Here is a 25,203-nt window from a genome sequence, read left to right as displayed (position 1 = left end):
GCCGAATGTCGCGCTCGTTCGACAGGAATTTCTTGTGACCGATACATTGTGGCTGGAAGTGAACGGGCTGACCGTCGACGTACTGACCGGCATCTATTCCGAAGAAACGCACCTGCCGCAGCCGCTGCGCATCTCGGTGCGCGCGAAGCTGGCGATGGCCGATCACTACGAGCCGACGACGCCTTTGAGCCGTTCGAAGAACTATATGCACCTGAAATTCGCGGCGACCGAGGGTATTCCCAAGGATGTTCATTTCGTGCTGATCGAAAGCGTCGCCGACCATATCATCGACACCCTGTTCCTGCAGGACGAAAAGGTCGAGGAGGTCGAGGTCAAGATCGTCAAGCTCGCGATCGCTGAGGACGGCGAAGAGATCGGCATCACGATGCGGCGGGCGCGCAAGTGACGCAGAAGCTCGCTCTCGTCACGGGCGGGCTCCACCGCGTCGGTGCCGCGATTTCGGCGCGCCTCGCGCGCGAAGGCTATGCGCTGGCGATCCACAAGCGCAGTCCAGGCGACGCCGATCCGGTACTGGCGGATGCGCTCGCCGAGACGGGAGCGCTTGGCCACCGCTTCGCCGCCGACCTCGCCGATCCGGCGGCGGTCGACGGGCTGATCCCCGCGGTGATCGAGAAATTCGGCCGCGCGCCCGATTTGCTCGTCAACAATGCCGCGCTCTTCGCCGAAGGTGAGTGGCCCGACCTGTCCGCCGCAAAGCTGACCGAGATGATGCAGGTCAATCATCACGCCCCGGTGATGCTGGCGAAAGCGCTCGTCGCGGCGAGCGAGGGCAAGCGGCCCGCGATCGTCAATATCGTCGATCAGCGCGTCGTCCATCCGGTACCCGACCAGGTCGCATACAGCCTGTCGAAATCGGCGCTGTGGCAGGCGACCCAGACGCTTGCCGTCGCGTTCGGAAGCCGCGCGCGCGTCAATGCCGTTGCTCCCGGGCTGACAATGGCGACCGACGATTATTCGGCGGCGCAGGTCGAACGGCTGGCCAAGCTCATGCCGCTCGGCGCGCTGCCGACGCCGGCGCAGATTGCCGATGCGGTGGTCTATCTCGCGCGTGCCGAGGCGGTGACGGGGCAGACGATCTTCGTCGACGGCGGCGCGCATCTGGCACCGATGGAGCGCGATTTCGTCGCGCTGGAGCGCGACTGACCATATACTTGTTTCGTCAGCCCGGGCTTGGCCCGGGATCCCGCTTTTTCGGCGCCGGCTGACCTCGATTTACAGCGGGACCCCGGGTCAAGCCCAGGGTGACGAGAGAAAAGAAGGACCGACGCCCGTCAGTAAATATGGACGGCCTTCGTCGCGAGATATCCATCCAGCCCCTCGGGCCCGCTTTCGCTGCCGAAGCCGGATTCCTTGATCCCGCCGAACGGCATGTCGTTTGCCGAGATCACGAAGCTGTTGATCCCCACCATCCCGCTTTCGACGCCGTCGGCGATACGGTTGATACGGCGGCCATTCTCGGTGAAGGCAAAGGCGGCGAGGCCATAGGGCAGCCGGTTTGCCTGTTCGAGGGCCTCGTCCTCGGTCCCGAACGGGCGGATTAGCGCCATCGGGCCAAAGGGTTCGTTGTTCATCGCATCGGCGTCGAGCGGCACATCGGCGAGTGCGGTCGGCTGGAAGAAATAGCCCTCGCCTGTGGGCGCGCCGCCTGCGATGACTCGCGCGCCCTTCGCGGTCGCATCGGCAATCATCGCTTCCAAGGCGGGGGCGCGGCGGGCGTTGGCGAGCGGCCCCATCTGCGTATCGGCGTTGAGTCCGCTGCCGATCTTCACCTTCCTCGTCCGTTCTGCGAAACCCGCGACGAAGGCGTCATAGATGCCCTCCTGAACGTAGAAGCGCGTCGGCGAGATGCAGACCTGCCCCGCGTTGCGGAACTTCTGCAGCACGACGCGATCAAGCGTCGTTTCGAGATCGCAGTCGTCGAAGATCAGCACCGGGGCGTGGCCGCCCAGTTCCATCGTGATCCGCTGTACCCGGTCGGCGGCGAGCTTCATCAAATGCTTGCCGACTGCGGTCGAACCGGTGAAGCTAACCTTGCGGATCACTTCGCTGCCGAGCAGGTGGCGGCTGATCATATCCGGATTGCCATAGACGAGCTGGACGACATCGCCAGGGATACCCGCGTCGGCGAGGCAGCGCATGATCGCGCTGGTGCAGCCTGGCGTTTCCTCGGGCGCCTTGGCGATCACGACGCAGCCCGCCGCGAGCGCGGGGGCGATCTTTTTCACCATCAGATTGACCGGAAAGTTCCACGGGCTGAACGCTGCGACCGGGCCCACGGGCTGGCGCAACACCATCGCGCGCTGGCCCGCGGGACGCTGGACGACGCGGCCCCCGATGCGCTTTCCTTCTTCCGCGAAATATTCGAGCAGCGACGAGGCCGACAATACTTCGCCCCGCGCTTCGGCAATCGGCTTACCCTGTTCCAGCGTCAGCAGCGTCGCGATATGGTCGACGCGCTCACGGATGATGCCCGCGGCCTTGCGCATCAGCGCGGCGCGTTCGTCGGGGGTCTTCGCGCGCCATACCGGCCAGCCGCGCGCCGAGGCGGCGAGCGCCTCATCGAGATCGGCTGCGGTCGCGACCGGCAATTCGGCGATGGTGCCTGCGGTCGCGGGATTATAGACCGGCCGCGCCTCGCGCCCCTCGCCGCTCCGCCATGCGCCATTGATGAAGAGCTGGAGGTCGGCGTCGTAGGTCGCGGTCATATGCATTTCCTGTCTGATCCGTTCGCATCGAGCGAAGTCGAGATGCCCCTCGACCTTGCTCCACGCCGATGGGTGTCTCGACTTCGCTCGACCCGAACGGAAATGGGGGTGGTCAGATGCCGACCATATAATGCCGATCAGCGATAGTTAAAGCTGATGCTGATCCGTTCGCCCTTGCCCGAATGCGGCATGACCTCGTGACGCAGCCAGCTTTCCCATAGAAAGACGCGGCCGGCGGCCGGTTCGGCATAGATGAAGGGGCGCAGATGCTCGGGCGCGTCGTCGGTCCGGCCGGGCGCCGCCATCAGCATCGGCAGGCGCGGATCCTCGAGCTTGAGGGCGCCCGATCCCGGCGGGACCGCGACGTAAAAGGTGCCCGACACGATGCTGTGCGGGTGAATATGCCCGCTGTGCGTGCCGCCGGGCTTCAATATATTCACCCACAGGCTGTCGAGCTTGAGCGGCTTGGCGAGGTCGAAGTGGCAAGCCCTGGCAAACGCCTTCACTTCCTTGTCGAGCAGCTTCTTGAGGTCGTGGAACGCGGGGTCGCGCTCGGGCAGATCGCCGAGGCTCGCATAGCTGGTGTAACCCTTATAGCCATGCTCGCGGCTCCAGCGCCGCCCCGCGCCATCCTCTTCGGCGAACAGACGGCTGCTTTCCTCCAGCTCTTCGAGCAGGTCGGGCGTGCCGATGTCGGCCTCGTAAAAATTGGTGGCGAAGAGCGTGCGAACGGGCATGATGGCCGCAAAGCACAGCAAGTGCGGACACGCAAGGGAGATGGGGATGGCCGAGTTTGAACTGATCGCCGACGGATTACGCTTTCCCGAGGCGCCGGTGGTGATGGAGGACGGCAGCGTCATCGTCGTCGAGATCGAGGCGAAGCGCATCACGCGCTGCTGGCCCGGCGGAAAGAAACAGGTCATCGCGACCCCCGGCGGCGGCCCTAACGGCCTCGCCATCGGCCCAGACGGCAAGCTTTATTGCTGCAACAACGGCGGGTTCAACTATGTCGAATCGAACGGCTATCTGGCGCCGCACGGTATCGCCGACGATTATTCGGGGGGGCGAATCGAGCGCATCGATATCGAAACGGGCGCGGTCGAGGTGCTGTACAAATCGGGCGACCATGGCGTCGTACTGCGCGGGCCGAACGATATCATGTTCGACGCCCACGGCGGCTTCTGGTTCACCGATCATGGCAAGGTCGATTATGCGAAACGCTGCCACGACATCGTCGGCATCTTCTATGCCAAGGCCGACGGCAGCTTCATCGAGGAAGTGATCTTCCCAAGCTATAACCCCAATGGCGTCGGCCTCTCGCCCGATGGCAGCAAGCTCTACGTCGCCGAAACCTACACTTGCCGTCTGACCCAGTTCAACATCGTCGCGCCCGGTAAGGTCGACGATGCGGCGGGTCCCGGCGGCCCCGGCATCCCGCTCTATCGCCCGGCAGGTTATAAATTCTTCGACAGCCTCGCGATGGAGGCGAACGGAAATATCTGCGTCGCGACGATCGGCGAGTGCGGCATTTCGGTCGTCGGCCCCGATGGCTCGCTCGTCGAATTTGTCGCGACCGACGACATCTTCACGACCAACATCGCCTTTGGCGGGTCCGACCGGCAGGATGCCTATATCACCCTGTCGGGGACGGGCCGGCTCGTGAAGACGCGCTGGGCCAGGCCGGGGCTGCAACTGCAGTACTGACCCCGCGCCTCTGCAAGGGAGGCGAGGATGAGAATGATCCTGGTGGCGGCGCTGCTGATGGCGGCGCCCGCGAATGCGCAGGTGCTGAACGCCGAACAGGCCGATGCGATCATCAAGGGCTGCGCCGCGCACGCGCGTGCCAAGGGTCAGGGGCATGCGATCGCGGTCGTCGACCTCGGCGGCCATCCGGTCGCGATGTGGCGGATGGACGGCAATGCGTTCGGGATGATGGAGTTTTCACTCGAAAAGGCGCGCGCGGTCGCCGCATGGGGTTTCCCGACAAGCGGGATGGAGGAAGCAGCCAAGGGCACGCCGGGCTTCGCCGATGCACCGCATGTGGTCACCGTCGCCGGCGGCGTGCCGATATTCAGCGCCGACGGACGGACGCGGCTGGGCGGCGTGGGTGCATCGGGCGAGGCGCCGACCGACGATGCCGCTTGCGCCGCCGCGGGGATCGCGGCAGCAGGGCTGAAATCGGAGCGCGCGCGCTGACCATCGTGGCGCCTCCTGCAACAGGGAGCTCACGATGCACGAGGAAACCCATGCCGTCACGCGGATCGGCTGGCTGCGCGCCGCAATCCTTGGCGCCAACGACGGGATCGTGTCGACCGCAAGCCTGATCGCGGGCGTCGCGGCGGCGGGTGTGTCGCAATCCTCGATCCTCGTTACCGGCACCGCTGGACTGGTTGCCGGCGCGATGTCGATGGCGGCGGGCGAATATGTGTCGGTGAGTTCGCAGGGCGACGCCGAAAAGGCCGATGTCGAGCTGGAGAAGCGGCATCTCGCGGCCGACCCAGAGTTCGAGCTTGAGGAGCTGACCCAGATTTATCAGGACCGCGGGCTCAACCGCGCGCTTGCCGAAGAGGTGGCGGTGCAACTGACGGCGCACAATGCGCTCGACACGCATCTGCGCGACGAATTGGGCATGACCGACGCGATGGCAGCGCGCCCGGTGCAGGCAGCGGCGGCCTCGGCGGCAAGTTTCGCGATCGGTGCGGCGCTGCCGCTGGGGACTGTACTGGTCGATCGGGGGGATTCACTCCCCCTCACCGTATCGGCGGCATCGCTCGTTTTCCTAGCGATTCTCGGCGCGCTCGGCGCATGGGCGGGCAAGGCGCCGATGCTGCGCCCCGTCGTTCGAGTCACTTTCTGGGGCGCGATTGCTATGGCGGTGACGATCGCGATCGGATCGTTGCTGGGGACAACGGTGGGTTGATAGCTGCATGTGCAGCTTTTTATGATCTAGCGCCGCTTCAGCCACTCGCGCAGCGCGATGGCATTGTTCCGTTCCTCGCTCTTCGCGGCATAGAGCAATGTTACAGGTCCCGCCTGCGACGCAGCATTCAGCGTGAAGAGCGCCGCCTTCACCTCCTCGCCGCCCGCTTCGAGCTCGGCAAAATAGTCGCGGCGGAATGCGTCCCACGCCTCGTCCGAATCGGCAGTCTCGCCGTGGAAACGCTTGCGTAGGCCATCACTCGGCGACAGTGGTTTGAGCCACGCCGCGAGCGCCGCCTTTTCCTTCGACACGCCGCGCGGCCACAGCCGGTCGACAAGGAAACGCGTACCGTCGCCGGGAGCCGCCGGTTCATGAATGCGCTTGACCGCGATTGTCAGGGGCGGTGCCATCTGTATGACTATCGATCATCCCGCGTTCGCGGGCAAGTCAATCGGAGGGGTCCGGAATGAGCGCAAAAAGCTGGGCGATCGACATCGATCGCGACGATATCACGCAAGTTCAACTGGTTGAGGAAGCCCCGGCGCCGCTCGCGCCGGGTCAGATCCGTGTCCATCTCGACAGCTATGCCATGACCGCGAACAACATCACCTATGCGGTGTTCGGAAAGCCCGCCGGGTTGTTCGGCAATGATCAGGGCTATTGGGATTTCTTTGCCGAGCCCGGCGAACCCGGCCGCCTGCCCGTCTGGGGTTTTGCGACGGTGACCGAAAGCGCCGCCGAAGGCGTGGCGGTCGGCGACCGTTTCTATGGCTATTATCCGATGGCGAGCGATGCGGTCCTCAATGTCGGAAAAGCGGGGCCCGGCGGCTTTACCGACGTGACACCGCGGCGCACCACCCTGCCCCCCATTTACAACAATTATCAGCGAATCGCGGCGCTGCCCGACTATCGCGCCGCCGACCATGATTACTGGCCGGTGTTCCGCCCGCTCTTCCTGACCGGATGGCTGATCGCCGACCAGTTCGAAGATGAGGCCGATTATGGCGTCCAGCAGATACTGATCGCCAGCGCATCGAGCAAAACGGCCATCGGTCTTGGCTTCGCGCTGGGCCAGCGCGCAGAGCGTCCCGAAACGATCGGGCTGACCAGCGCCGCCAATGTCGATGCACTCGCCGCGCAGGGCATTTACGACCGCGTCGTCAGCTATGACCAGATCATGACGCTGAACGCGTCGACGCCGGCCGCGCTGGTCGACATGGCGGGCAATGGTGCGGTGACGCGTAGCGTGCACAGCCATTTCGGCAACCAGCTCAAGGCATCGATCATCGTCGGCAAGTCGCATTGGGATGCGCAAGCCGATGTCGAAGGCCTGCCCGGCCCCGAGCGGCAGGGCTTCTTCGCGCCGGGCCGCAGCCAGAAGCGCATCACCGATTGGGGCGGCGCGGCATTCGGGCAGAAGATTGCCGAGGCGTGGCTTGCCTTCATGGATGTTGCACCGCGGCTGGCATCGGTCGATAAGCGCAGCGGCGGCGACGCGGCGCTCGCTGCCTATCGGGAGATGCTCTCGGGACAGGCCGACCCCAAACAGGGGATCGTCGTCGTCCCATGAGGGTCGCATGAGCAGTCCCTTCCCCGCCGCACGAAAGGACCGACCATGCTTCGTACCCTAGTCTTCGCTGCCTCGCTCGCGCTCCTGCTTCCGGCGGGAGCGGCACTTGCCGAAACACCCAAGGCCACACCCGCGCACAAGCCCGACCTGGCGGACCGCGTCGCCGGCACTTACAAGGGCGACATCATCTCCGACGCACGCGGCTCGTCGAAAAACGGCGTGACGATCACGGTTACGCGCACCGGACCGAACAAGGTCGAGATCAAATCGAGCCATGCGCGCATCCCGACCGTCACCATCCCGCTCGAAAAGGCGATGGAAGCGATCCTTGCCGCAAGCGGACCCTATGTCTTCCTGCTCGACACGGTACGCTCGCCCGACCGGCTCGACCTTACCATCGACGATGCGAGTTGGTCGGGCAACCGCTCGGCCAGTCCCGCCAAGTAACAAGGTTCATCCCTCTCCCATGACTTATACGACCGTTATTTTCGATTTCGGCGGCGTCATCACCGCCTCTCCCTTCGAAGCGTTCAACCGGCTGGAGGGTGAGCGCGGCCTGCCGCGCGATTTCGTGCGCCGCGTCAACGCAATCAATCCCGACGCAAATGCCTGGGCGAAATTCGAGCGCGCCGAGATCGATGCAGCGACCTTCGACACGCTGTTCGCCGACGAGGCGCGCGCGCTGGGGCATGAGCTGGAAGGCGAAGCGGTGCTCGCCGTGATCGCGGGCGCGGTACGTCCGGCGATGGTAGCGGCGCTCGACACGCTGAAAGATCGAGGCTTCACCATCGCGTGCATCACGAACAATGTGCCGGGCGGCAAGATGGGCATAGGCGGCGCGGGCATGACGCGCAGCGAAGAGGCCGCGATCGAGGTCGCCGATATCATGGCGCGCTTCGCGCATGTTATCGAATCGAGCAAGGCCGGGGTGCGCAAGCCCGATCCGCGGATTTACCTGATGATGTGCGAGAAGCTGGGCGTCGAACCCGCTGAATGCATCTATCTCGACGACCTCGGCATCAACTGCAAACCGGCAAGCCAGCTTGGCATGCACGCTATCAAGGTGACGAGCGGCGAACAGGCGCTTGCCGACCTGTCGGCGGTGTTGGGGGTGAAGCTGCCCTGACGGTGACCTTTCTGTCCCGCCAAAGATGGCGGCATCGGGGTGGGGTGCTGACGTGCAGTCACTCTCTTCCGTCATCCCGGGCTTGACCCGGGATCCCGCTTTTTGAAGGCACCGGCACGCTTCACGAAATAGCGGGACCCCGGATCAAGTCCGGGGTGACGATATGGAGAGGCTCGAAACCCGTCGCTTGCGGCTCGTTTGGCTCAGACCGTCGCCTCCGCAAGATTCAGCCTCGCCGCGCGCTCGAAAATCTGCGTCAGCACCGGCTCGGTGTCGGCAACGCGCATCGCGACCTGAAACTCGACCGGGGCCAAAGCCGGCATCGCGTCGATTTCGACGAGCGCGCCGCTCGCCACTTCGCTGCGTACCATCGGTTGCGGAAAAATGCCGATGCCTCCGCCTGCCTTTGCGATGTCGATCATCGTGCGGGCATTGTTGCAGAGGTTGAGCGATTTTTGCGCGATGCGCGACGCCTCGATCGCCTCGCGCATACGGCCGTGGATCGGCGAATGGCTGGCGAGCGACCATATGGGAAGCATCGCCTTGCCGCCGGCAAAGGCCGATGCGACGGTGGGGCTAGCGAGCCAGACGAGTTCGACCGCACCAATCGGGCTGGTTTTCAGCGCCGGGTGCGCAATCGGTCCTGCGGCAAAAGCGATGTCGGTGCGGCCGGTGAGCAGTTGCTGGATCAGGTTCGCGGTGAGGTCGATTTCGATTTCGAGCCCGACATTGGGCATGTCGGTCTTGAGTCCGGCCACAAACGCCGGAAGGCAGCTCGCCGCCGCGATTTCTCCCGCACCGATGCGCACGACACCGCTCGCCTCGCCATAACCGCCGCTGCCGAGGAGCGCGACCTGCATGTCGCGGAGCAGCGGATCGCAATCGCGTACAAGCTTGCGCCCCGCCGCGGTGAGCGACATCGCGCGCCCCTCGCGGCGGAACAGCGCGGTGCCGAGCCGCTGTTCGAGTTCGCGCATCCGCGCCGAGACCGTCGGCTGCGTTGTATTGAGCCGCTCGGCCGCGGCCGAGAAGGTGCCGAGCCGGTCGATCCAGAGCAGAGTTTCGAGATGATAGAGCGAGACGCGATTGATAGACATCGTCTATGTATAATCCAAAAATCGAACAATTAGAATTGATGGATCAAATGCGCCAAGGTCGCGCGCGAAATCACTCAGGAGAGCCATCCCATGGGGAAGAAGCAATATCCCGACGCCGCCGCCGCCCTCGAGGGCCTGCTGTTTGACGGAATGCAGATTTGCGCGGGCGGTTTCGGCCTTTGTGGTATTCCCGAACGGCTGATCGACGCGATCCGCGATGCCGGGACGAAGGACCTCACCATCGCCAGCAACAATGCCGGAATCGACGGCGAAGGGCTGGGCAAGTTGCTCCGCACCAAGCAGGTCAAAAAGATGATCTCGTCGTACGTCGGCGAGAATAAGGAGTTCGAGCGGCAATATCTGGCGGGCGAACTCGAGGTTGAATTCTGTCCCCAGGGCACGCTGGCCGAACGCTGCCGCGCGGGCGGCGCGGGCATTCCAGGCTTCTATACCAAGACCGGCGTCGGCACGCTTGTCGCCGAGGGCAAGGAAGTGAAGAATTTCGACGGGCAGGATTATATCCTCGAACGCGGCATCTTCGCCGACCTTGCGATCATCAAGGGCTGGAAGGCCGATGAGAGCGGCAACCTCATTTTCCGCAAGACCGCGCGCAACTTCAACCAGCCGATGGCGACCGCGGCGAAAATCTGCGTCGCCGAGGTCGAGGAAATCGTGCCGGTCGGCAGCCTCGATCCCGACACGATCCACTTGCCCGGCATCTATGTGAAGCGGCTCGTCCTCGGCGCGCCGTACGACAAAAAGATCGAATTCCGCACGACACGCCCGCGCGAGACGGCGTGATGCGTAGCCTCGCCATCACGGCGACGTTGCTCCTCTCGGGCTGCGCCAGCGCGCCGGCCGAGGTGGCGGCGGTCCCGGCTCCGCCCGCAACGGCGGCCCCCGCTGAAGCCGCAAAGCCGCCCGTCGCGCTGCAATATCTCTATGGCTCGCCCGAAGCCGCGGTTGCAGTGCGCGCGACCAATGCGCGGATCGCCGATTATGGCGTGTGGCGGATCAAGCAGCGCCCGAAGGACAGCGTTGTGCTGGCGGCCGGGGCGTCGATCGACGCGCCGACGTTCGAGCCGTGCGGCGACAAGCCCTTCGCTGCGGTCTTCGACGCCGACGAAACGTTGATCTGGAACCTCGGCCCGATGCGGCATTTTGCCGAAAAGGGCACCGGCTTTGACCTCAAGGTCTGGGATCAGTGGGAAAAGACCGGCGCCGGCAAGGCGATCGCGATGCCCGGCACGGTCGAGATGGTGAACCGGCTCCGCGCTGCGGGCATCACCGTCATCGCCAACACCAACCGCAGCGCCGCCAATGCCAAGGGCAGCGAAGATACGCTCCGCGCCGCCGGGCTCGGCGAGTTCAAGCATGGCGAGACGTTGTTCCTGATGGGCGACGACGCCGGCGGGTCGAGCAAGGACCCGCGCCGCGCGACAATCGCCTCGAAATATTGCGTGATCATCCTCGGCGGCGACCAGCTTGGCGATTTCAGCCAGCAGTTCAACGTGAAGGATCTGCCCGCCGCGCAGCGCATGGCGCTCGCCACCAGCGCGGGCGCCATCGCACTCTGGGACAAGGGCTGGTTCCTTTTTCCCAACCCCGTCTATGGCCCGTGGGAAAAACTGGGCTGGGGCGACGCCTTCCCCTCCGACAAGCAATGGGAGCCTAACTGACATGGCCTGGACGCGTGATGACATGGCGGCGCGCGCCGCGAAGGAGCTGCAGGACGGCTATTACGTCAACCTCGGCATCGGCATCCCGACGCTCGTCGCGAATCATATCCCGGCGGGGATGACCGTGACGTTGCAGTCGGAAAACGGCATGCTCGGCATCGGGCCCTTTCCGTATGAAGGCGATGAAGATCCCGACCTGATCAATGCGGGCAAGCAGACGATCAGCGAATTGCCGCAGTCGGCCTATTTCTCGTCGAGCGACAGCTTTGCGATGATCCGCGGCGGGCATATCGACCTCACCGTATTGGGGGCGATGGAGATCGCCGAAAATGGCGACATCGCCAACTGGATGATCCCCGGAAAGATGATCAAGGGCATGGGCGGCGCGATGGACCTGGTCGCGGGCGTCAAGAAGATCATCGTGGTGATGGAACATAATGCCAAGGACGGCAGCCCCAAGTTCATCCCCGAATGCACGCTGCCGCTGACCGGCAAGAATGTCGTCGACATGATCATCACCGACCTCGCGGTGTTCAAGCGCGACAATCATGACAGCCCGTTCAAGCTGATCGAATTGGCGCCGGGCGTCACCGCCGAGGAAGTCGCGGAAAAAACGACGGCGCATTATATTGCATAATGTTGCGGCCAATCCCGGGACCACCTGGCTGATTGTCGGCGGGTGGCTGTCGGTCCTGGCCGCGCTGCTTCATATTGCCTGCATTTTCGGCGGCCCCGACTGGTATCGTTTTTTCGGCGCGGGCGAAGGCATGGCGCGCGCGGCAGCGCGCGGCGATCTGCGGCCGACGCTGATCACGCTGGCAATTGGTGCCATCCTGCTTGTCTGGGCCGCTTATGCCTTTTCGGGAGCCGGCTCGCTCCCGCGTCTGCCCTTGCTGCGGACGGGGCTGATCGTCATCGCCGCCATCTATCTGCTCCGCGGGCTCATTTTCGTACCGCTCCATATGTGGCGGCCGCAACATAGCGACAGTTTCGCGATCTGGTCGTCGCTGATCGTCCTTGTCTATGGTGCGGTTTACGCCGCCGGGACGTTCAAGGCGTGGCGCCATCTTGCACCCTGAGGGGTGACGGCCGCGGAAGTCGCGGCTAAGACGGCCGCCAATTACGAGGTCGCAGTCCAATCGAGAGTCAATGAAGCGGGTTTTTGTTTTTCTGATCGTGGCCGCCGCGCTGGTGGCCGCCGGCTGGCTTGGCATTCACGCCCTTGGCGGCAACCACCCGCTTGCGAGCGTACCGATCCCGATTTCGGCGCCCGAGAACCTGCCCGACACGCCCGCCGAATGGCGCGGCCGCATCGACTATCGCGCACTCGACCGGCAACTCGCCGCCCTGTCGCAGCGTCCCGAGATGGCAGGGCTGGCGGTGGCCGTGGTCGAAGACGGAAAACTCAGCTTCGTGCGCACCTATGGCGTTTCCGACGCCTCGACCGGTGCACCCGTAACGGCGCAAACGCTGTTTCGCTGGGCCTCGGTTTCCAAGACCGCAACGGGCGTTCTCGCTGCCGCGTTGGCCAACGACGGCTCGCTCGACCTGAACCGCCCGGTCGCGAGTTGGGGCACATCGCTGCGCCTGCCCCGCGGCGCCGAGGCGCACGTCACGCTGGACCAGCTATTGGCCCAGCGCACCGGCCTCACCAAAAACGCCTATGACGAGAAACTGGAGGAAGGGCAGGATCCGGCCGCGCTGCGCGCCAGCCTTGCCGCGGCACCGCTGCAATGTGATCCCGGGACGTGCCATACCTATCAGAATGTCGCTTTCGACACCGCGAGCGAGATATTGGGCAAGGCCGCGAACGAGCCTTTCGCCGACGCGGTCGAGGACCGTTTTTTCCGCCCGCTCGGCATGGTCAGCGCAGGCTATGGAAGGGATCGGCTGACAAGCGCAAAGGATTGGGCGAAGCCGCACCGCGGCGCGCAGATCCGCCCGATCAAGGAAGCCTATTGGCGCGTCCCCGCCGCCGCAGGGGTCGAAAGCGATATCGTCGATTTCGCCAAATGGATGCAGGCCATGATGGGGAAGCGCCCCGACGTGCTGCCGGATCCGGTGTTGCAGCTTGCCCACCACCCGCGCGTCGGCACCGGACGGCTTTATGGCGGCACCTTGCGGGCCGCGACGGGTGACGCGGGTTATGGCCTTGGCTGGCGGAGCTTTACCTATGCCGGCAACCGACTCGAAGGCCATTCGGGCGCGGTCGAGGGATATCGCGCGACGATGATCTTCGAACCCGCGACGCGGACGGGCGTCGTGGCGCTGTGGAACAGCGATTGGGGATTTCCGTTCCGTATCCCGTTCACGGTGATCGACAGCTATCACAAACGCGACGACGCAGGCTGGCTCGACCTGAGCGAACTGCCACAGCCGACAGCCGCCACCGCGAAGCCCAGACCGGCCACCGCAGATCCGAAAGGGTAACTGGCTTTCCCCACGTCCGCCGCCTGTGTATGAGGCGCGCGGACAAGGCCGGGAGGAGATTGATCGATGCGCGTGCTGCTGACCGGATCGTCGGGCTGGCTGGGGCGCTATCTCGCGCCGCTGCTCGCTGGAAACGGCCATGAGGTCACCGGGCTCGACGTCGTTCCCGGCGCGCACACGCAGGTGATCGGCACCGTCGCCGACCGCGCGCTGATCGACCGGACGATGGGCGAGCATGGCATCGATGCGGTCATCCACGGCGGCGCGCTGCACAAGCCCGACATCGCGCGTTATCCGCGGCAGGCATTCGTCGACGTCAATGTCAGCGGCACGCTCAACCTGATCGAGGCCGCGGTGGCCGCCGGCAACGACCGTTTCCTTTTTACCTCGACGACGTCGCTGATGATCCGCAGCGACGTGCGCGCCGGCGCAGGCGCGGCGGGCGCCTGGTGGATGGACGAGGATTTCGGTCCGATCGAACCGCGCAACATTTACGGGATCACCAAGCTTGCGGCCGAGCAGGCATGCAAGCTGGTCCACCGCGAGCATGGCATCGCCGCGCTGATCCTGCGTACCGGCCGTTTCTTCCCCGAGGATGACGACACGCATGCCGTGCCGAGCGGTCCGAACCTGAAAGCGAATGAGCTGCTCAATCGCCGCCTGACCGTCGAGGATGCCGCCGCGGCGCATCTCGCTGCGCTCGAGGCCGCGCCGTCGATCGGTTGCGACACCTTCATCCTCTCCGCCCCGCCGCCCTTCGCGCGCGAGGAAGCCGAGGAGCTCGCCCGCGATGCGCGCGCCGTCATCGCACGCCACTATCCAGACGCGGCCGACCTTTATGCCGCCAAGGGCTGGGTGCTCCCGGAAATCATCGACCGCGTTTACGATCCGTCGCGCGCCGAGCGTCGCTTCGGCTGGCGCGCCGCGACCGATTTCGGCAGCGTGCTCGCGGCGCTGCGCGAGGGCGCCGAGCTGCCCTTTGCACACGATCCCGACTATACCTCGCCCATCATCGCACAGGAGCGCCAAGCATGTATGTGCTGATCACCGCCAACCGCAATTATTCGAGCTGGTCGCTCCGCCCGTGGATGCTGATGCGCGCGCTGGGCATCGCGTTCGAAGACCAGATCGAACCCTTCAGCAACCCGATCAACTATGACGAGTTTCGAAGCTTTTCGCCGACGGGGCAAGTGCCCGCATTGCTCGACGAAGGGCGGACGGTTTACGACTCGCTCGGCATCACACTCTACCTCGCCGATCGGCATGACGGCGTGTGGCCGACCGACCCCGATGCGCGCGCCTGGGCGCAATGCGCGGCGGCGGAGATGCACAGCGGCTTTTCGGCGCTGCGCAACGATTGCACGATGAACGTCGGCGTTCGCGTCACGCCCAAGCCTCCGTCGGGGGCGCTGCGGCTCGACGTCGCACGTATCCGCGAATTGTTCGCCGAGGGCCTGTCGCGCTTTGGCGGCCCCTTCCTCGCGGGCGACCGCTTTACCGCAGTCGATGCCTTCTTTGCCCCTGTCGCCTTTCGCATCCGGACCTATGGCCTCGACGTTGGCGCCGGACAGGCGTGGGTCGACCATATGCTCGCACATCCGGCGATGCAGGACTGGGAACGGCAGGCGCTGGCCGAAAGCTGGCGGGAGGAAAGCCATGAGGCAGAGCTGATGGCGGCCGGCGCGATTACCGCCGACTATCGAACAGCCTAAGCCCCCTATCCGTCGTCATTGCGAGCGTAGCGAAGCAATCTAGAGCGGTTACGCTACTCTGGATTGCTTCGCTGCGCTCGCAATGACGGGAGTTAATCGACCAGCGCCTCGCGCACGACCGCGACTCCAGCCTCGCGTTGCGCCTTCAATTCGGCCTTCAGCTTCGCGGGATCGCGCGCGAAAACGAAACCGAAGCTCACGCCGCCTTCCTTGCCGATCGTCGCATGGTGGAGTTTGTGCGCCTGAACGAGCCGCTTTGCATAGCCGCGCCGCGGGACCCAGCGGAAATAGCGCTGGTGGACGAGCCCGTCGTGCACCAGCGTGTAGATGATCCCGTAAAAGAGGATGCCGAGCCCGATCCAAGTCCCAGGCTCCCACGCATCCGCGCCCATGATCATCGGGCTGCCGACAACGAACATCGAAATGCTCATCGCGGCGCCGACGAGGCCGAACAGATCGTTCTTTTCCAGCATCTTGTCGTGCGGCTCATGATGGTCGCGGTGCCATGCCCAGCCAAAGCCGTGCATGATATATTTATGGCTCGCCCAAGCGACCAACTCCATCGCCACGACGGTGGCGAGAATGAGCGCAAGGATGGCGAGCGTCGACATGCGAGGGATTATAGAACGGTTACAGCGACCGCGCCATCACCTCTCCGTCGCCCCGGACTCGATCCGGGGTCCCGCTTGTCACCGTCGCAATGAGGGATGTCGGATCAAGTCCGGCATGACCAAAGAAGGCAGAAAACGGCGCGACCGAAAATTGCGTTTTTGATCGCCACTCGCTTGCATTGTTATGCCACAGGCTTAAGTGAACCGCATGACTCGGCCCCGCACCCTTTATGAGAAAATCTGGGACGCGCATGTCGTCGAACAGCGCCCCGATGGAACCGCTCTGATCTTCATCGACCGCCACCTTGTCCATGAAGTCACCAGCCCGCAGGCTTTTGCAGGGCTTCGCGCGACTGGCCGCACGGTGCGCCGCCCCGATCTGACGCTTGCGGTCCCCGACCATAATGTGCCGACGACGGCCCGGCTCGACGCGGCCGGACACAAGCTGCCGATCGCCGACCCTGAAAGCGCGGCGCAATTGGCGGCGCTCGAAAAGAATGCGCCTGAATTTGGCATCCGCTACATCGACGCTGTCGCGCCCGAACAGGGCATCGTGCATGTCGTCGGCCCCGAACAGGGCTTTTCGCTGCCCGGGACGACGATCGTCTGCGGTGACAGCCATACGGCCTGCCATGGCGGCATAGGCGCGCTCGCCTTCGGCATCGGGACAAGCGAGGTCGAGCATGTGCTCGCGACGCAGACCCTGCTGCTCCAGCCGTCGAAGACGATGGAAGTGCGCGTCGAGGGCGAAGTCGGCCCCGGCGTGTCGGCCAAGGACGTCATTCTCCACATCACCGGCGTGATCGGCGCTGCGGGCGGAACCGGACATGTCATCGAATATACCGGCAGCGCGATCCGCGCCTTGTCGGTCGAAGGGCGGCTGACCGTCAGCAATATGGCGATCGAGGGCGGCGCGCGCGCGGGCCTGATCGCGCCCGACGAGGTCACATTCGCATACCTCAAGGGCCGTCCCTATGCGCCGAAGGGCGCCGACTGGGATGCCGCAGTTGCATATTGGAAGAGCCTCACGACTGATTCGGGTGCGACCTACGACAAGGTGGTGGTCATCGACGCCGCGGACATCGCGCCGAGCGTCACCTGGGGCACCAGCCCCGAGGATGTCGTGCCGATTACCGGCGTCGTGCCCGCCCCCGACAGTTTCGCCGATCCGTCGAAGCAAACCGCCGCCGCCAAATCGCTCGCCTATATGGGGCTCGAACCCGGCACGCGGATGCAGGATGTGCCGATCGAGAATATCTTCATCGGCAGCTGTACCAACAGCCGCATCGAGGATCTGCGCGCCGCCGCGGCGGTGATCAAAGGCCGCCACAAGGCCGACAATGTCCGCTGGGCGATCGTCGTCCCCGGGTCGGGGCTGGTCAAGGCACAGGCCGAGGCCGAGGGGCTAGACCGCATCTTTACCGACGCCGGCCTCGAATGGCGCGAGCCCGGCTGCTCGGCCTGCCTCGCGATGAACCCCGACAAGGTGCCTGCAGGCGAACGCTGTGCCTCGACGAGCAACCGCAACTTCGTCGGCCGTCAGGGTCCGGGCGCGCGCACGCACCTCGTCAGCCCCGCGATGGCGGCGGCGGCGGCGGTGACGGGCAAGCTCACCGACGTCAGGGAGCTGATGGCATGACCCCGCTCGACAAGGTCGAAGGCCGCGCGATCCCGTTCGGGCTCAAGAATGTCGACACCGACGTCATCATTCCAGCGCACTGGCTGAAGACGACGACGCGCGAGGGCATGGGGCGCGGAGCGTTCGAGAGCCTGCGCGCCGATCCCGACAATCTGTTCGACAGCCCCGAATATAAGGGCGCGCCGATCCTGATCGCGGGCGACAATTTCGGTTGCGGGTCGAGCCGCGAACATGCCGCATGGGCGCTCGGCGACCTTGGCATCCGCGTCGTGATTGCCCCCTCCTACTCGGACATCTTCTCGGGCAACGCGGTGAAAAACGGCATTCTGCCCGTCGTCCTGCCCCAGGCGGCGATCGACCGGTTGATGGAGGTAGCGGCCACGGACCCGGTGTTCGTCGATCTCGAGCATCAGACGGTGACGACGCAGTTCCAGGACCGCTTCACTTTCGAGATCGACCCGTTCCGCAAGATGTGCCTGCTCGAGGGGCTCGACGAAATTTCGCTGACCGAAAAGAGCGACGCGGCGATCGGCGCTTACGAAGCCAAACTCGACACCGAGCGGCCGTGGATGCGGCCCGCAGCATAAGGCACGATAAACACCATAAGAGGAGAAGATGATGAAGGCTCTCTTGTCGACCGCAACCGGCGGCCCCGAAACGCTCACTTTGGGCGAACTGCCACGCCCCAGTGCGGGCAAGGGCCAGATCGTGATCGACGTGAAGGCCTGTGCGGTCAACTTCCCCGACGTGCTGATCATCGAGGATAAATATCAGTTCCGCCCCGAACGCCCCTTTGCACCCGGCGGCGAAGTCGCGGGGCTTGTCGCCGAAGTTGGCGAAGGTGTCACGGAGTTCCAGGTCGGCGACCGCGTAATCGCAGGCTGCGGCAACGGCGGCATGTCCGAGGCGGTCGCGGTTTCGGTGCATAATGTCTATCACCTCCCGGAAGCGCACGGCTTCGCGGAAGGTGCCTCCTTGCTGATGACCTATGGCACCAGCATCCACGCACTTGTCGATCGCGGTCACATCGAGGAAGGCGACACCCTGCTCGTTCTCGGCGCCTCGGGCGGTGTCGGCATCGCGGCGGTCGAACTCGGCAAGGCATTCGGCGCGCGCGTCGTCGCCGGCGTGTCGAGCGAAGAAAAGGCCGAAATCGCTCGGGCCGCAGGCGCCGACGATGTGGTCGTCTATGGCCGCCAGCCGTTCGACAAGGATCAGTCGAAAGAACTCGCGAACAAGTTCAAGGAAGCCGTCGGGCCCAATGGCGCGAACGTCATCTATGACGCGGTCGGCGGCGACTATGCCGAGCCCGCGCTGCGCTCGATCGCGTGGGAGGGACGCTATCTCGTCGTCGGCTTCCCCGCGGGTATCCCGCGCCTGCCGCTCAACCTGACCTTGCTCAAGAGCTGCGACGTCGCCGGCGTGTTCTGGGGCGCCTTCGTGATGCGCGACCCAGTCCGCAACCGCGCCAATATCGCGCGGCTGTTCCAGCTGTGGGAACAGGGCAAAATCCAGCCGCGCGTCACCGAAAGCTTCAGCCTCGAAGACGGCGGCAAGGCGATTGCCAAGCTTGGCGACCGGACGGCGGTCGGCAAGCTGGTCATCACCATCTGAAATATCGCCCCGATCCCGCACTGACCGATGCGCTGCGCGCGCTCGCCGCATCGGGGCGGATCGAGGTCCGCGTGACGCCCGGCGCACGGCGCGACGAGGTTCGCGTCGAGGACGGCGCCGTGCAGGTCCGCGTCACCTCGCCGCCCGCCGACGGCGCCGCGAACGACGCGGTTCTGCGGTTGCTCGCCGCCGTGCTCGGCTGCCCGCCGCGCGATTTGACACTGCTCCGCGGCGCGGCGGCCCGCGTCAAACTGATAGGAATTGCGACGAGTCGATAGCGCCGGGTTAACCAATTAGCAGGAGCCGCGCGCTATAGACGGAGGTAGGACTAGCTGGGGCCAGGGTTGGAGCAATGGCGAAACGCCGATCGAAATCCGCGGAAGGTGACGCGAGTATCGCGAATATTTCGCGTACCCGCCGTGCTCAACTCGTCGCCGAATTCGAAGGCGAACTAGGCATCGACCACAAGGCCCGGGCCAAGGCTGCAGAAGCCGAACGCCGCTGGATCGCTCGCAAGACCTTCATCGTCTGGACGATTGCGGCAATGTTCTTTGCCATCGCGTGCCAGAAATTGTGGCTCATGGGCGAGGACGTCGATGTGCCCTTTTCCGACATCAACCCCGTGCGCAGTCTGTTCGGCGAGTAACGCAACCACTGGACAAAAAAGGGGCCGCGATCACTCGCGACCCCGTCTATCCCGCAAAGCCGATCAGTAAACGCGTGCTTTCGGCTTGATATACTCAACATCGTCCGACAGCGTATATTCGTGGACCGGACGGTAATCGAGGCGAACGCCGCCGCCCTTGCCGCCCCAACCGTCGAACCATGCGATCGTGTGCTTCATCCACGTCGCGTCGTCGCGATTCGGGAAATCTTCGTGCGCGTGAGCGCCGCGGCTTTCCTTGCGGTTGAACGCCGAATGCATCGTCACCGTCGCCTGGCTGATGAGGTTGTCGAGCTCCAGCGTTTCGACAAGATCGGTGTTCCAGATCAGGCTGCGGTCGGTGACATGCACGTCGTTCATGCGCTGATAGGTCTTGGTGAGTTTTTCCTTGCCCTCCGCCATCAGCTCGTCGGTGCGGAACACCGCCGCGTGCTGCGACATCGCGCGCTGCATCTCCGTACGGATTTCCGCGGTCGGCGAGCCGCCGTTCGCATTGCGGAAATGATCGAGGCGCGCGAGCGCGAGGTCGGCGCTGTCCTTCGGCAGCGGCTGCTGCGCCGCACCGGGCTTCAGGATCTCCTTCAGGCGATGCCCCGTGGCGCGGCCAAAGACGACAAGGTCGATCAGGCTGTTCGACCCAAGGCGGTTCGCGCCATGGACCGACACGCACGCGGCTTCGCCGACCGCGAACAGGCCCGGAACCACGGTGTCGGGACCGTCCTTGCCCAGCGTGACGACTTCGCCATGATAGTTACAGGGAATGCCGCCCATATTGTAATGGACCGTCGGCACGACCGGCAGCGGCTGGCGCGTGAGGTCGACGCCCGCGAAAATCTTGCCGCTCTCGGTAATCCCCGGCAGGCGCTCGGCGAGCACGGCGGGATCAATATGGTCGAGGTGCAGGAAGATATGGTCGTTGTGCGGGCCGACGCCGCGGCCTTCGCGAATTTCGAGCGCCATCGAACGCGACACGACGTCGCGCGACGCCAAATCCTTCGCCGACGGGGCATAGCGTTCCATGAAACGCTCACCTTCGCTGTTGGTCAGATAGCCGCCCTCGCCGCGCGCACCTTCGGTGATCAGCACGCCCGCGCCATAGATGCCGGTCGGGTGGAACTGGACGAACTCCATGTCCTGAAGCGGCAGGCCGGCGCGTAGCACCATGCCGCCGCCGTCGCCGGTGCACGTATGCGCCGAGGTCGCGGTGAAATAGCAACGGCCGTAGCCGCCCGTTGCAAGCACGACGGCCTGCGAACGGAAGCGGTGGATGCTGCCATCCTCCATGCACAGCGCAATCACGCCGCGGCACTCACCATTTTCCATGATCAGGTCGAGCGCGAAATATTCGATGAAGAAGTCCGCGTCATATTTCAGCGACTGCTGATAGAGAGCGTGGAGCATCGCGTGACCGGTGCGGTCGGCCGCGGCGCAGGTGCGCTGCACCGGCGGGCCTTCGCCCATATTCTGCATATGGCCGCCGAACGGGCGCTGATAGATGGTGCCGTCGGCGTTGCGGCTGAACGGCACGCCGGCGTGCTCGAGTTCGTAAACCGCGTTCGGCGCCTCGCGCACCATATATTCGATCGCGTCCTGGTCGCCGAGCCAGTCCGAACCCTTGACGGTGTCGTACATGTGCCACTGCCAATGGTCGGGCGAATTATTGCCGAGCGATGCCGCAATGCCGCCCTGCGCCGCAACCGTGTGACTGCGCGTCGGGAACACCTTGGTGATGCAGGCGGTCTTCAGCCCCGCTTCGGCGCTGCCCATCGTGGCGCGCAGGCCGGAGCCGCCGGCACCGACGACGACGGTGTCATAGATATGGTCGATGATCTTGTAGGCGTCGGTCATCTTACATGCCCCCCGGAGCGAGCCCGGCGGCGGGCGCAAGCGCGATGCGGATGATGGCGAAAATGCCGTAGGCAGCGCCGCCGATCGCGTAGAAGTTCAAAAGGACGAGCGACAGGATCTTGGTCGCTTCGCCGTGGACATAATCCTCGATCATCACCTGAAGCCCCAGCCGCAGGTGCCAGAAGACGCTGGCGGTGAGCAGGATCAGCGCGAGCGCGACGGTCGGGTTCGACGCCCAGCGCAGCACCGCAGCATGATCGCCGAGCGGCAGGCGGAACATCGAGACGACGAACCAGGTGACGAGCAGGACGTTGGCGAGCGCGGTCAGGCGCTGCTGGATCCAGTGGTGCGAGCCATGGTGCGACGAACCAAGCCCGCGCACGCGGCCGAGACGCGTTCCGTTACCCATTGAGCGCCTCCGCAAATACATAGAGCCAGACCGCAGCGGTCGCCGTGATCGAACCCACGAAAACGAGCGTCGACCAGATTTTATTGGTCTTGAGCTCATAGCCCGCGCCGGTGTCGAGCACGAAGTGGCGCAGGCCCGAGAAGAGATGCTGGAAGAAGGCCCAGGTCAGCCCGATCAGCACGACCTTGCCAAGAATGTTGGTGACCTGGTGCAGCGTGCCGACTTCGGGGCTGGGATCGTGCCAGACGCACGCGATGAACGCCGCATAGGCGTCGGGTCCCGCGGCGAGCGCCCCCAGCCACCAAAGGAACATCAGGCCGCCGACGATCGCGAGACCATCGCCGCTGACGCGGTGAAAGATCGAGACCGCCATCGCTGGGGTCCATTTATACACCTGTAGATGCGGAGAGCGCGGACGCGCGCTCGGTTGATTGCCAGCCATATCAGCCCTGTCCTGACTCTAAACGGTCGATGCGCCGCCGGTTAAGCCTTCCCGCCGCGATATGCAATTGCTTAGGAGCATAGGGGAATAAATCGCTCGGTTTCCGGCTATTCAGTTGGCGACGAACCCGTTGATCGCGAGCCAACTCGCCAGAAGAGCGATATATTCGGCCGAATCCGGCCGCTCGGTCCCGTCATGTTTCGGATCGAGCGAGACTTTCCGGTCGGCGGACATCTCCATAGCATGATCGGCGCCGGCGATGCTGTGCACCGCCATCTTCGGCTTTTGCGCCGCGATGGCTTTCAGACGCTCGACCGAAACCGCGACCGGCACGACCGCATCGTCGGCGCCATAGAGGACAAGCGTCGGGACGGTGACCGCCGACAGATTCTTGAGGGGATCATTCTCGATCTCGCGGCGCCAGCCCGAAACCGCGCGGTCGCGTACCGTTTCGCCCATATAGGTATATTTGAACCACGGCTGCGTCTTGGCCGCGTCGATCATTTTCTGCGCGGCTTCGCGGCTGCCCGACCCGCGCATATAATCGTCGACCGCTTTGCGCGTCGCAGCCATCTGGTCGACCTCGGCCTGCGAATGGCCGTTGGCGATGAGATGATTGGTCGAGGAGAAGAGCATCTGCACGTCCGCCGTCACGACGGGTGCCGAGACGGCGATCACAAACGCGATATCGGTACTGCGCGATGCCGCGAGCGGCGATATCCAGCCCCCTTGACTCAGTCCCCAGGTGCCGATGCGTTTCGGATCAATGCGCGGGTCCGCCTTCAGGCTCCGCACCGCAGCAACCGCATCGTCGGCGAGGAGCGCGAAGTCGCCCCCGGCCGTCTTTGTCCCGGATTGCCCCGATCCGCGCCGGTCATAGACAAAGACCGCAATCCCGAGTGCGGGGAGCGCAGTCTTGAGATGATCGTAAAGCGATGCGGTGCGAAGCGGCGACGAAGCGCTGTGCGTGACGACGACCGCCGCGACGGGCTTGCGGCTGGCCGGCATGTAGAGCGTGCCGACGAGTTCGGTATCGCCGCTCATGAAGCGGCGATCCTCGGTCGTCACCCGTGTCGTAGCGGGCGCGCTCCAGGGCGGCGGCGCGGCCGGGCTGGCTGTGGCGGGCTGCAAAACCGCAACGCCGGCCATGATGGCCCAAAGACCGGCGGCGGTTCGCATCAGGCCACCCGCACGCCCGAAGACGCCGGGAACAGCCTCACTTGATCTTGCCGCGGTTCGCGTAGAGCAGCGCCGCAATCACCGCAGCCGAGCCGATGCCAAGCCCAGCCGCCGCCGCGGTCTTCCAGCCGCGCTTGCCCTTGCCCGCTTCCTGATCGGCAGCTTGCGCCGCTTCGGCGGCTTCGCGCTGCTGTTGACGCTCGCGCGCCGCGCGCAGCACTTCATTTTCTTTCTCTTCGGGCGGGGGAGGTGCCACTGGCTCGGTCATCGTCTCTCTATATCCTTGTCTTATCAGGCGAGCGCCTGTTCGACAGGCACATAATCGGTTCCGACCGCTTCCGCTACGGCTTCGAACGTCACCTTACCATTCCAAACGTTCAAACCCTGCGCAAGATGCACGTCGCGCTTCAAAGCTTCCTTCCACCCCAGATCGGCGATGCGCAGCGCGTGCGGCAGGGTTACGTTGTTGAGCGCATAGGTGCTGGTGCGCGCGACTGCGCCCGGCATGTTCGCGACCGCATAATGGACGATGCCGTCGACGACGTAGGTCGGGTCGGCGTGCGTCGTCGCGTGGCTCGTCTCGAAGCAGCCACCCTGGTCGATCGCGACGTCGACGAGCACCGAGCCGGGGCGCATCGTGCCGAGCATCTCGCGTGTGACCAGCTTCGGCGCTTCGGCACCCGGGATCAGCACCGCGCCGATGACGAGGTCGGCCTCGGCGACGCATTCAGCCAGGTTCGCGCGATTCGAGAAGCGCGTCTTGGCGCGCGCCTCGAAAAAGGTGCCGACGCGTTCAAGCACTTCGGGATCGCGGTCGAGGATGGTGACATCGGCGCCGAGGCCCGCCGCCATCTGCGCCGCGTTGAAGCCGACGACGCCGCCGCCGATGACGCAGACCTTGCCCGGCGCGACGCCGGGGACGCCGCCGAGCAATACGCCGCGGCCGCCATGCGCCTTTTCGAGCGCGGTCGCGCCGGCCTGAATCGACATGCGACCCGCAACCTGGCTCATCGGCTTCAGGAGCGGCAGGCCTCCGTGCGGGCTGGTGACGGTTTCATAGGCAATGCAGACGGCGCCCGATTTCATCAGGTCGCGCGTCTGGTCGGGATCGGGCGCGAGGTGGAGGTAGGTGTAGAGGATCTGGTCAGGGCGGAGCATCGCGCGCTCGACGGGCTGGGGCTCCTTGACCTTCACGACCATTTCGCAGGTGGCGAAGATTTCTTCGGCGGTCTGAACGATCTCGGCGCCCGCTTCGACATAATAGCGGTCGTGCGCGCCGATCCCCTCGCCCGCGCCGGTCTGGACGAGGACGCGGTGACCGTGAACGACGAGTTCGCGCGCGCTCTCGGGGGTCAGGCCGACGCGATATTCGTGGTTCTTGATTTCCTTGGGGGTGCCGATGATCATGGTCGCTCTCCGAATATTGGGTGTCATCGGCGATCGATTATTGCCGCCGAAAACTTGTCGGCGCTTTTAACAGAAATAGCTCGCGAGGTGCTTGCATATCCTTCGCAGATTCGCGACATAATTGCACGAT

The 25,203-nt window shown here is 64.7% G+C and carries 31 protein-coding genes; 20 read left to right on the top strand and 11 right to left on the bottom strand.

What is annotated here, in order from left to right; all coding sequences use genetic code 11:
- The first annotated feature begins 34 nt into the window (after nucleotides 1-34).
- Nucleotides 35-406 (top strand): dihydroneopterin aldolase, encoded by a 372-nt coding sequence (locus tag SC1_RS01975; protein WP_062176893.1) that lies wholly within the window; start codon nucleotides 35-37, stop codon nucleotides 404-406.
- Nucleotides 403-1,164: an SDR family oxidoreductase gene (locus SC1_RS01970; RefSeq protein ID WP_062176890.1), complete on the top strand. Its 762-nt coding sequence runs from the start codon at nucleotides 403-405 to the stop codon at nucleotides 1,162-1,164. The genes SC1_RS01975 and SC1_RS01970 overlap by 4 nt, the downstream gene beginning before the upstream one ends.
- 128 nt (nucleotides 1,165-1,292) lie before the next feature.
- On the opposite strand, the gene SC1_RS01965 is transcribed toward SC1_RS01970, so the two are convergent.
- Nucleotides 1,293-2,726, bottom strand: coding sequence for an NAD-dependent succinate-semialdehyde dehydrogenase (locus SC1_RS01965; RefSeq protein WP_062176887.1), 1,434 nt, complete (start codon nucleotides 2,724-2,726; stop codon nucleotides 1,293-1,295).
- A 137-nt stretch (nucleotides 2,727-2,863) separates the two neighbouring features.
- A complete protein-coding gene (locus SC1_RS01960) occupies nucleotides 2,864-3,463 on the bottom strand; it encodes a TIGR02466 family protein (protein ID WP_062176884.1) in 600 nt (199 codons plus the stop codon).
- Nucleotides 3,464-3,509: 46 nt separating this feature from the next.
- Between SC1_RS01960 and SC1_RS01955 the strand changes: the two genes are divergently transcribed.
- The 3 genes from SC1_RS01955 to SC1_RS01945 are packed head-to-tail and all read left to right on the top strand — an operon-like array spanning nucleotide 3,510 to nucleotide 5,646.
- A complete protein-coding gene (locus SC1_RS01955; protein WP_062176881.1) occupies nucleotides 3,510-4,430 on the top strand; it encodes an SMP-30/gluconolactonase/LRE family protein in 921 nt (306 codons plus the stop codon).
- A 27-nt stretch (nucleotides 4,431-4,457) separates the two neighbouring features.
- Complete coding sequence (locus SC1_RS01950; RefSeq protein ID WP_083435623.1) at nucleotides 4,458-4,922, top strand: heme-binding protein; 465 nt, start codon at nucleotides 4,458-4,460, stop codon at nucleotides 4,920-4,922.
- Between the two features lie 34 nt (nucleotides 4,923-4,956).
- Nucleotides 4,957-5,646, top strand: coding sequence for a VIT family protein (locus tag SC1_RS01945; RefSeq protein WP_062176875.1), 690 nt, complete (start codon nucleotides 4,957-4,959; stop codon nucleotides 5,644-5,646).
- A 26-nt stretch (nucleotides 5,647-5,672) separates the two neighbouring features.
- On the opposite strand, the gene SC1_RS01940 is transcribed toward SC1_RS01945, so the two are convergent.
- Nucleotides 5,673-6,056 carry a DUF488 domain-containing protein gene (locus SC1_RS01940; RefSeq protein ID WP_062176872.1) on the bottom strand — a complete coding sequence of 128 codons (384 nt, stop codon included), beginning with the start codon at nucleotides 6,054-6,056 and terminating at the stop codon, nucleotides 5,673-5,675.
- Between the two features lie 56 nt (nucleotides 6,057-6,112).
- Between SC1_RS01940 and SC1_RS01935 the strand changes: the two genes are divergently transcribed.
- From SC1_RS01935 to SC1_RS01925, 3 genes are read left to right on the top strand one after another with little or no spacing between them, the layout of a single operon-like run.
- Entirely contained in the window at nucleotides 6,113-7,216 is a 1,104-nt protein-coding gene (locus SC1_RS01935; RefSeq protein ID WP_062176869.1) for a DUF2855 family protein, read from the top strand.
- 45 nt (nucleotides 7,217-7,261) lie between these two features.
- Nucleotides 7,262-7,663: a hypothetical protein gene (locus SC1_RS01930; RefSeq protein ID WP_062176867.1), complete on the top strand. Its 402-nt coding sequence runs from the start codon at nucleotides 7,262-7,264 to the stop codon at nucleotides 7,661-7,663.
- A gap of 19 nt (nucleotides 7,664-7,682) precedes the next feature.
- Nucleotides 7,683-8,342 carry an HAD-IA family hydrolase gene (locus tag SC1_RS01925; protein WP_062176864.1) on the top strand — a complete coding sequence of 220 codons (660 nt, stop codon included), beginning with the start codon at nucleotides 7,683-7,685 and terminating at the stop codon, nucleotides 8,340-8,342.
- A 203-nt stretch (nucleotides 8,343-8,545) separates the two neighbouring features.
- Here SC1_RS01925 and SC1_RS01920 read toward each other — a convergent pair whose 3' ends face one another.
- Nucleotides 8,546-9,439 (bottom strand): LysR family transcriptional regulator, encoded by an 894-nt coding sequence (locus tag SC1_RS01920; RefSeq protein WP_062176861.1) that lies wholly within the window; start codon nucleotides 9,437-9,439, stop codon nucleotides 8,546-8,548.
- 90 nt (nucleotides 9,440-9,529) lie between these two features.
- Between SC1_RS01920 and SC1_RS01915 the strand changes: the two genes are divergently transcribed.
- The 7 genes from SC1_RS01915 (at nucleotide 9,530) to SC1_RS01885 (ending at nucleotide 15,260) form a co-directional block, all read left to right on the top strand.
- Nucleotides 9,530-10,240 carry a CoA transferase subunit A gene (locus SC1_RS01915; protein ID WP_062176857.1) on the top strand — a complete coding sequence of 237 codons (711 nt, stop codon included), beginning with the start codon at nucleotides 9,530-9,532 and terminating at the stop codon, nucleotides 10,238-10,240.
- On the top strand, nucleotides 10,240-11,118 hold the full coding sequence (locus SC1_RS01910) for an HAD family acid phosphatase (RefSeq protein WP_062176854.1): 879 nt from the start codon (nucleotides 10,240-10,242) through the stop codon (nucleotides 11,116-11,118). Before SC1_RS01915 ends, SC1_RS01910 begins: the two co-directional genes overlap by 1 nt.
- A gap of 1 nt (nucleotide 11,119) precedes the next feature.
- Entirely contained in the window at nucleotides 11,120-11,755 is a 636-nt protein-coding gene (locus tag SC1_RS01905) for a CoA transferase subunit B (RefSeq protein WP_062176850.1), read from the top strand.
- The gene (locus tag SC1_RS01900; protein WP_062176847.1) at nucleotides 11,748-12,197 is read left to right on the top strand and encodes a hypothetical protein; all 450 of its coding nucleotides are present in this window, start codon (nucleotides 11,748-11,750) and stop codon (nucleotides 12,195-12,197) included. The genes SC1_RS01905 and SC1_RS01900 overlap by 8 nt, the downstream gene beginning before the upstream one ends.
- Before the next feature lie 70 nt (nucleotides 12,198-12,267).
- Complete coding sequence (locus SC1_RS01895) at nucleotides 12,268-13,548, top strand: serine hydrolase (protein ID WP_062176844.1); 1,281 nt, start codon at nucleotides 12,268-12,270, stop codon at nucleotides 13,546-13,548.
- A gap of 66 nt (nucleotides 13,549-13,614) precedes the next feature.
- On the top strand, nucleotides 13,615-14,592 hold the full coding sequence (locus SC1_RS01890; protein WP_062176842.1) for an NAD(P)-dependent oxidoreductase: 978 nt from the start codon (nucleotides 13,615-13,617) through the stop codon (nucleotides 14,590-14,592).
- Nucleotides 14,580-15,260, top strand: a complete 681-nt coding sequence (locus SC1_RS01885) for a glutathione S-transferase family protein (RefSeq protein ID WP_062176840.1) — start codon at nucleotides 14,580-14,582, stop codon at nucleotides 15,258-15,260. The genes SC1_RS01890 and SC1_RS01885 overlap by 13 nt, the downstream gene beginning before the upstream one ends.
- A 92-nt stretch (nucleotides 15,261-15,352) precedes the next feature.
- On the opposite strand, the gene SC1_RS01880 is transcribed toward SC1_RS01885, so the two are convergent.
- The gene (locus SC1_RS01880; RefSeq protein WP_062176837.1) at nucleotides 15,353-15,871 is read right to left on the bottom strand and encodes a sterol desaturase family protein; all 519 of its coding nucleotides are present in this window, start codon (nucleotides 15,869-15,871) and stop codon (nucleotides 15,353-15,355) included.
- Between the two features lie 208 nt (nucleotides 15,872-16,079).
- Between SC1_RS01880 and leuC the strand changes: the two genes are divergently transcribed.
- From leuC to SC1_RS01855, 5 genes are all read left to right on the top strand, one after another.
- On the top strand, nucleotides 16,080-17,510 hold the full coding sequence (leuC, locus tag SC1_RS01875) for a 3-isopropylmalate dehydratase large subunit (protein ID WP_062176836.1): 1,431 nt from the start codon (nucleotides 16,080-16,082) through the stop codon (nucleotides 17,508-17,510).
- Nucleotides 17,507-18,097: a 3-isopropylmalate dehydratase small subunit gene (leuD, locus tag SC1_RS01870; protein ID WP_062176833.1), complete on the top strand. Its 591-nt coding sequence runs from the start codon at nucleotides 17,507-17,509 to the stop codon at nucleotides 18,095-18,097. The genes leuC and leuD overlap by 4 nt, the downstream gene beginning before the upstream one ends.
- Before the next feature lie 31 nt (nucleotides 18,098-18,128).
- Nucleotides 18,129-19,124: an NADPH:quinone oxidoreductase family protein gene (locus tag SC1_RS01865; RefSeq protein ID WP_062183374.1), complete on the top strand. Its 996-nt coding sequence runs from the start codon at nucleotides 18,129-18,131 to the stop codon at nucleotides 19,122-19,124.
- Nucleotides 19,121-19,402 (top strand): DUF167 domain-containing protein, encoded by a 282-nt coding sequence (locus SC1_RS01860; RefSeq protein ID WP_238586712.1) that lies wholly within the window; start codon nucleotides 19,121-19,123, stop codon nucleotides 19,400-19,402. The genes SC1_RS01865 and SC1_RS01860 overlap by 4 nt, the downstream gene beginning before the upstream one ends.
- Before the next feature lie 74 nt (nucleotides 19,403-19,476).
- Nucleotides 19,477-19,770 carry a hypothetical protein gene (locus tag SC1_RS01855; RefSeq protein WP_062176830.1) on the top strand — a complete coding sequence of 98 codons (294 nt, stop codon included), beginning with the start codon at nucleotides 19,477-19,479 and terminating at the stop codon, nucleotides 19,768-19,770.
- 63 nt (nucleotides 19,771-19,833) lie between these two features.
- Here SC1_RS01855 and sdhA read toward each other — a convergent pair whose 3' ends face one another.
- The 6 genes from sdhA to ald form a co-directional block, all read right to left on the bottom strand.
- Complete coding sequence (gene sdhA, locus SC1_RS01850; protein ID WP_062176828.1) at nucleotides 19,834-21,636, bottom strand: succinate dehydrogenase flavoprotein subunit; 1,803 nt, start codon at nucleotides 21,634-21,636, stop codon at nucleotides 19,834-19,836.
- A gap of 1 nt (nucleotide 21,637) precedes the next feature.
- Entirely contained in the window at nucleotides 21,638-22,045 is a 408-nt protein-coding gene (gene sdhD / locus SC1_RS01845; RefSeq protein WP_062176825.1) for a succinate dehydrogenase, hydrophobic membrane anchor protein, read from the bottom strand.
- Nucleotides 22,038-22,487: a succinate dehydrogenase, cytochrome b556 subunit gene (sdhC, locus tag SC1_RS01840; RefSeq protein ID WP_083435621.1), complete on the bottom strand. Its 450-nt coding sequence runs from the start codon at nucleotides 22,485-22,487 to the stop codon at nucleotides 22,038-22,040. Before sdhC ends, sdhD begins: the two co-directional genes overlap by 8 nt.
- 111 nt (nucleotides 22,488-22,598) lie before the next feature.
- Nucleotides 22,599-23,666 (bottom strand): S9 family peptidase, encoded by a 1,068-nt coding sequence (locus SC1_RS01835; RefSeq protein ID WP_083435620.1) that lies wholly within the window; start codon nucleotides 23,664-23,666, stop codon nucleotides 22,599-22,601.
- A gap of 37 nt (nucleotides 23,667-23,703) precedes the next feature.
- Nucleotides 23,704-23,934, bottom strand: coding sequence for a hypothetical protein (locus SC1_RS01830; protein WP_062176817.1), 231 nt, complete (start codon nucleotides 23,932-23,934; stop codon nucleotides 23,704-23,706).
- Between the two features lie 23 nt (nucleotides 23,935-23,957).
- Nucleotides 23,958-25,073 (bottom strand): alanine dehydrogenase, encoded by a 1,116-nt coding sequence (gene ald, locus SC1_RS01825; RefSeq protein WP_062176813.1) that lies wholly within the window; start codon nucleotides 25,071-25,073, stop codon nucleotides 23,958-23,960.
- Nucleotides 25,074-25,203: the final 130 nt, after the last annotated feature.

This window comes from Sphingopyxis sp. C-1, from assembly GCF_001047015.1.
In the GTDB taxonomy this organism is placed as follows: Bacteria; Pseudomonadota; Alphaproteobacteria; order Sphingomonadales; family Sphingomonadaceae; genus Sphingopyxis.
Note: the sequence above shows the minus strand (reverse complement) of the source record. Positions and strands in the feature narration are given on the sequence as shown.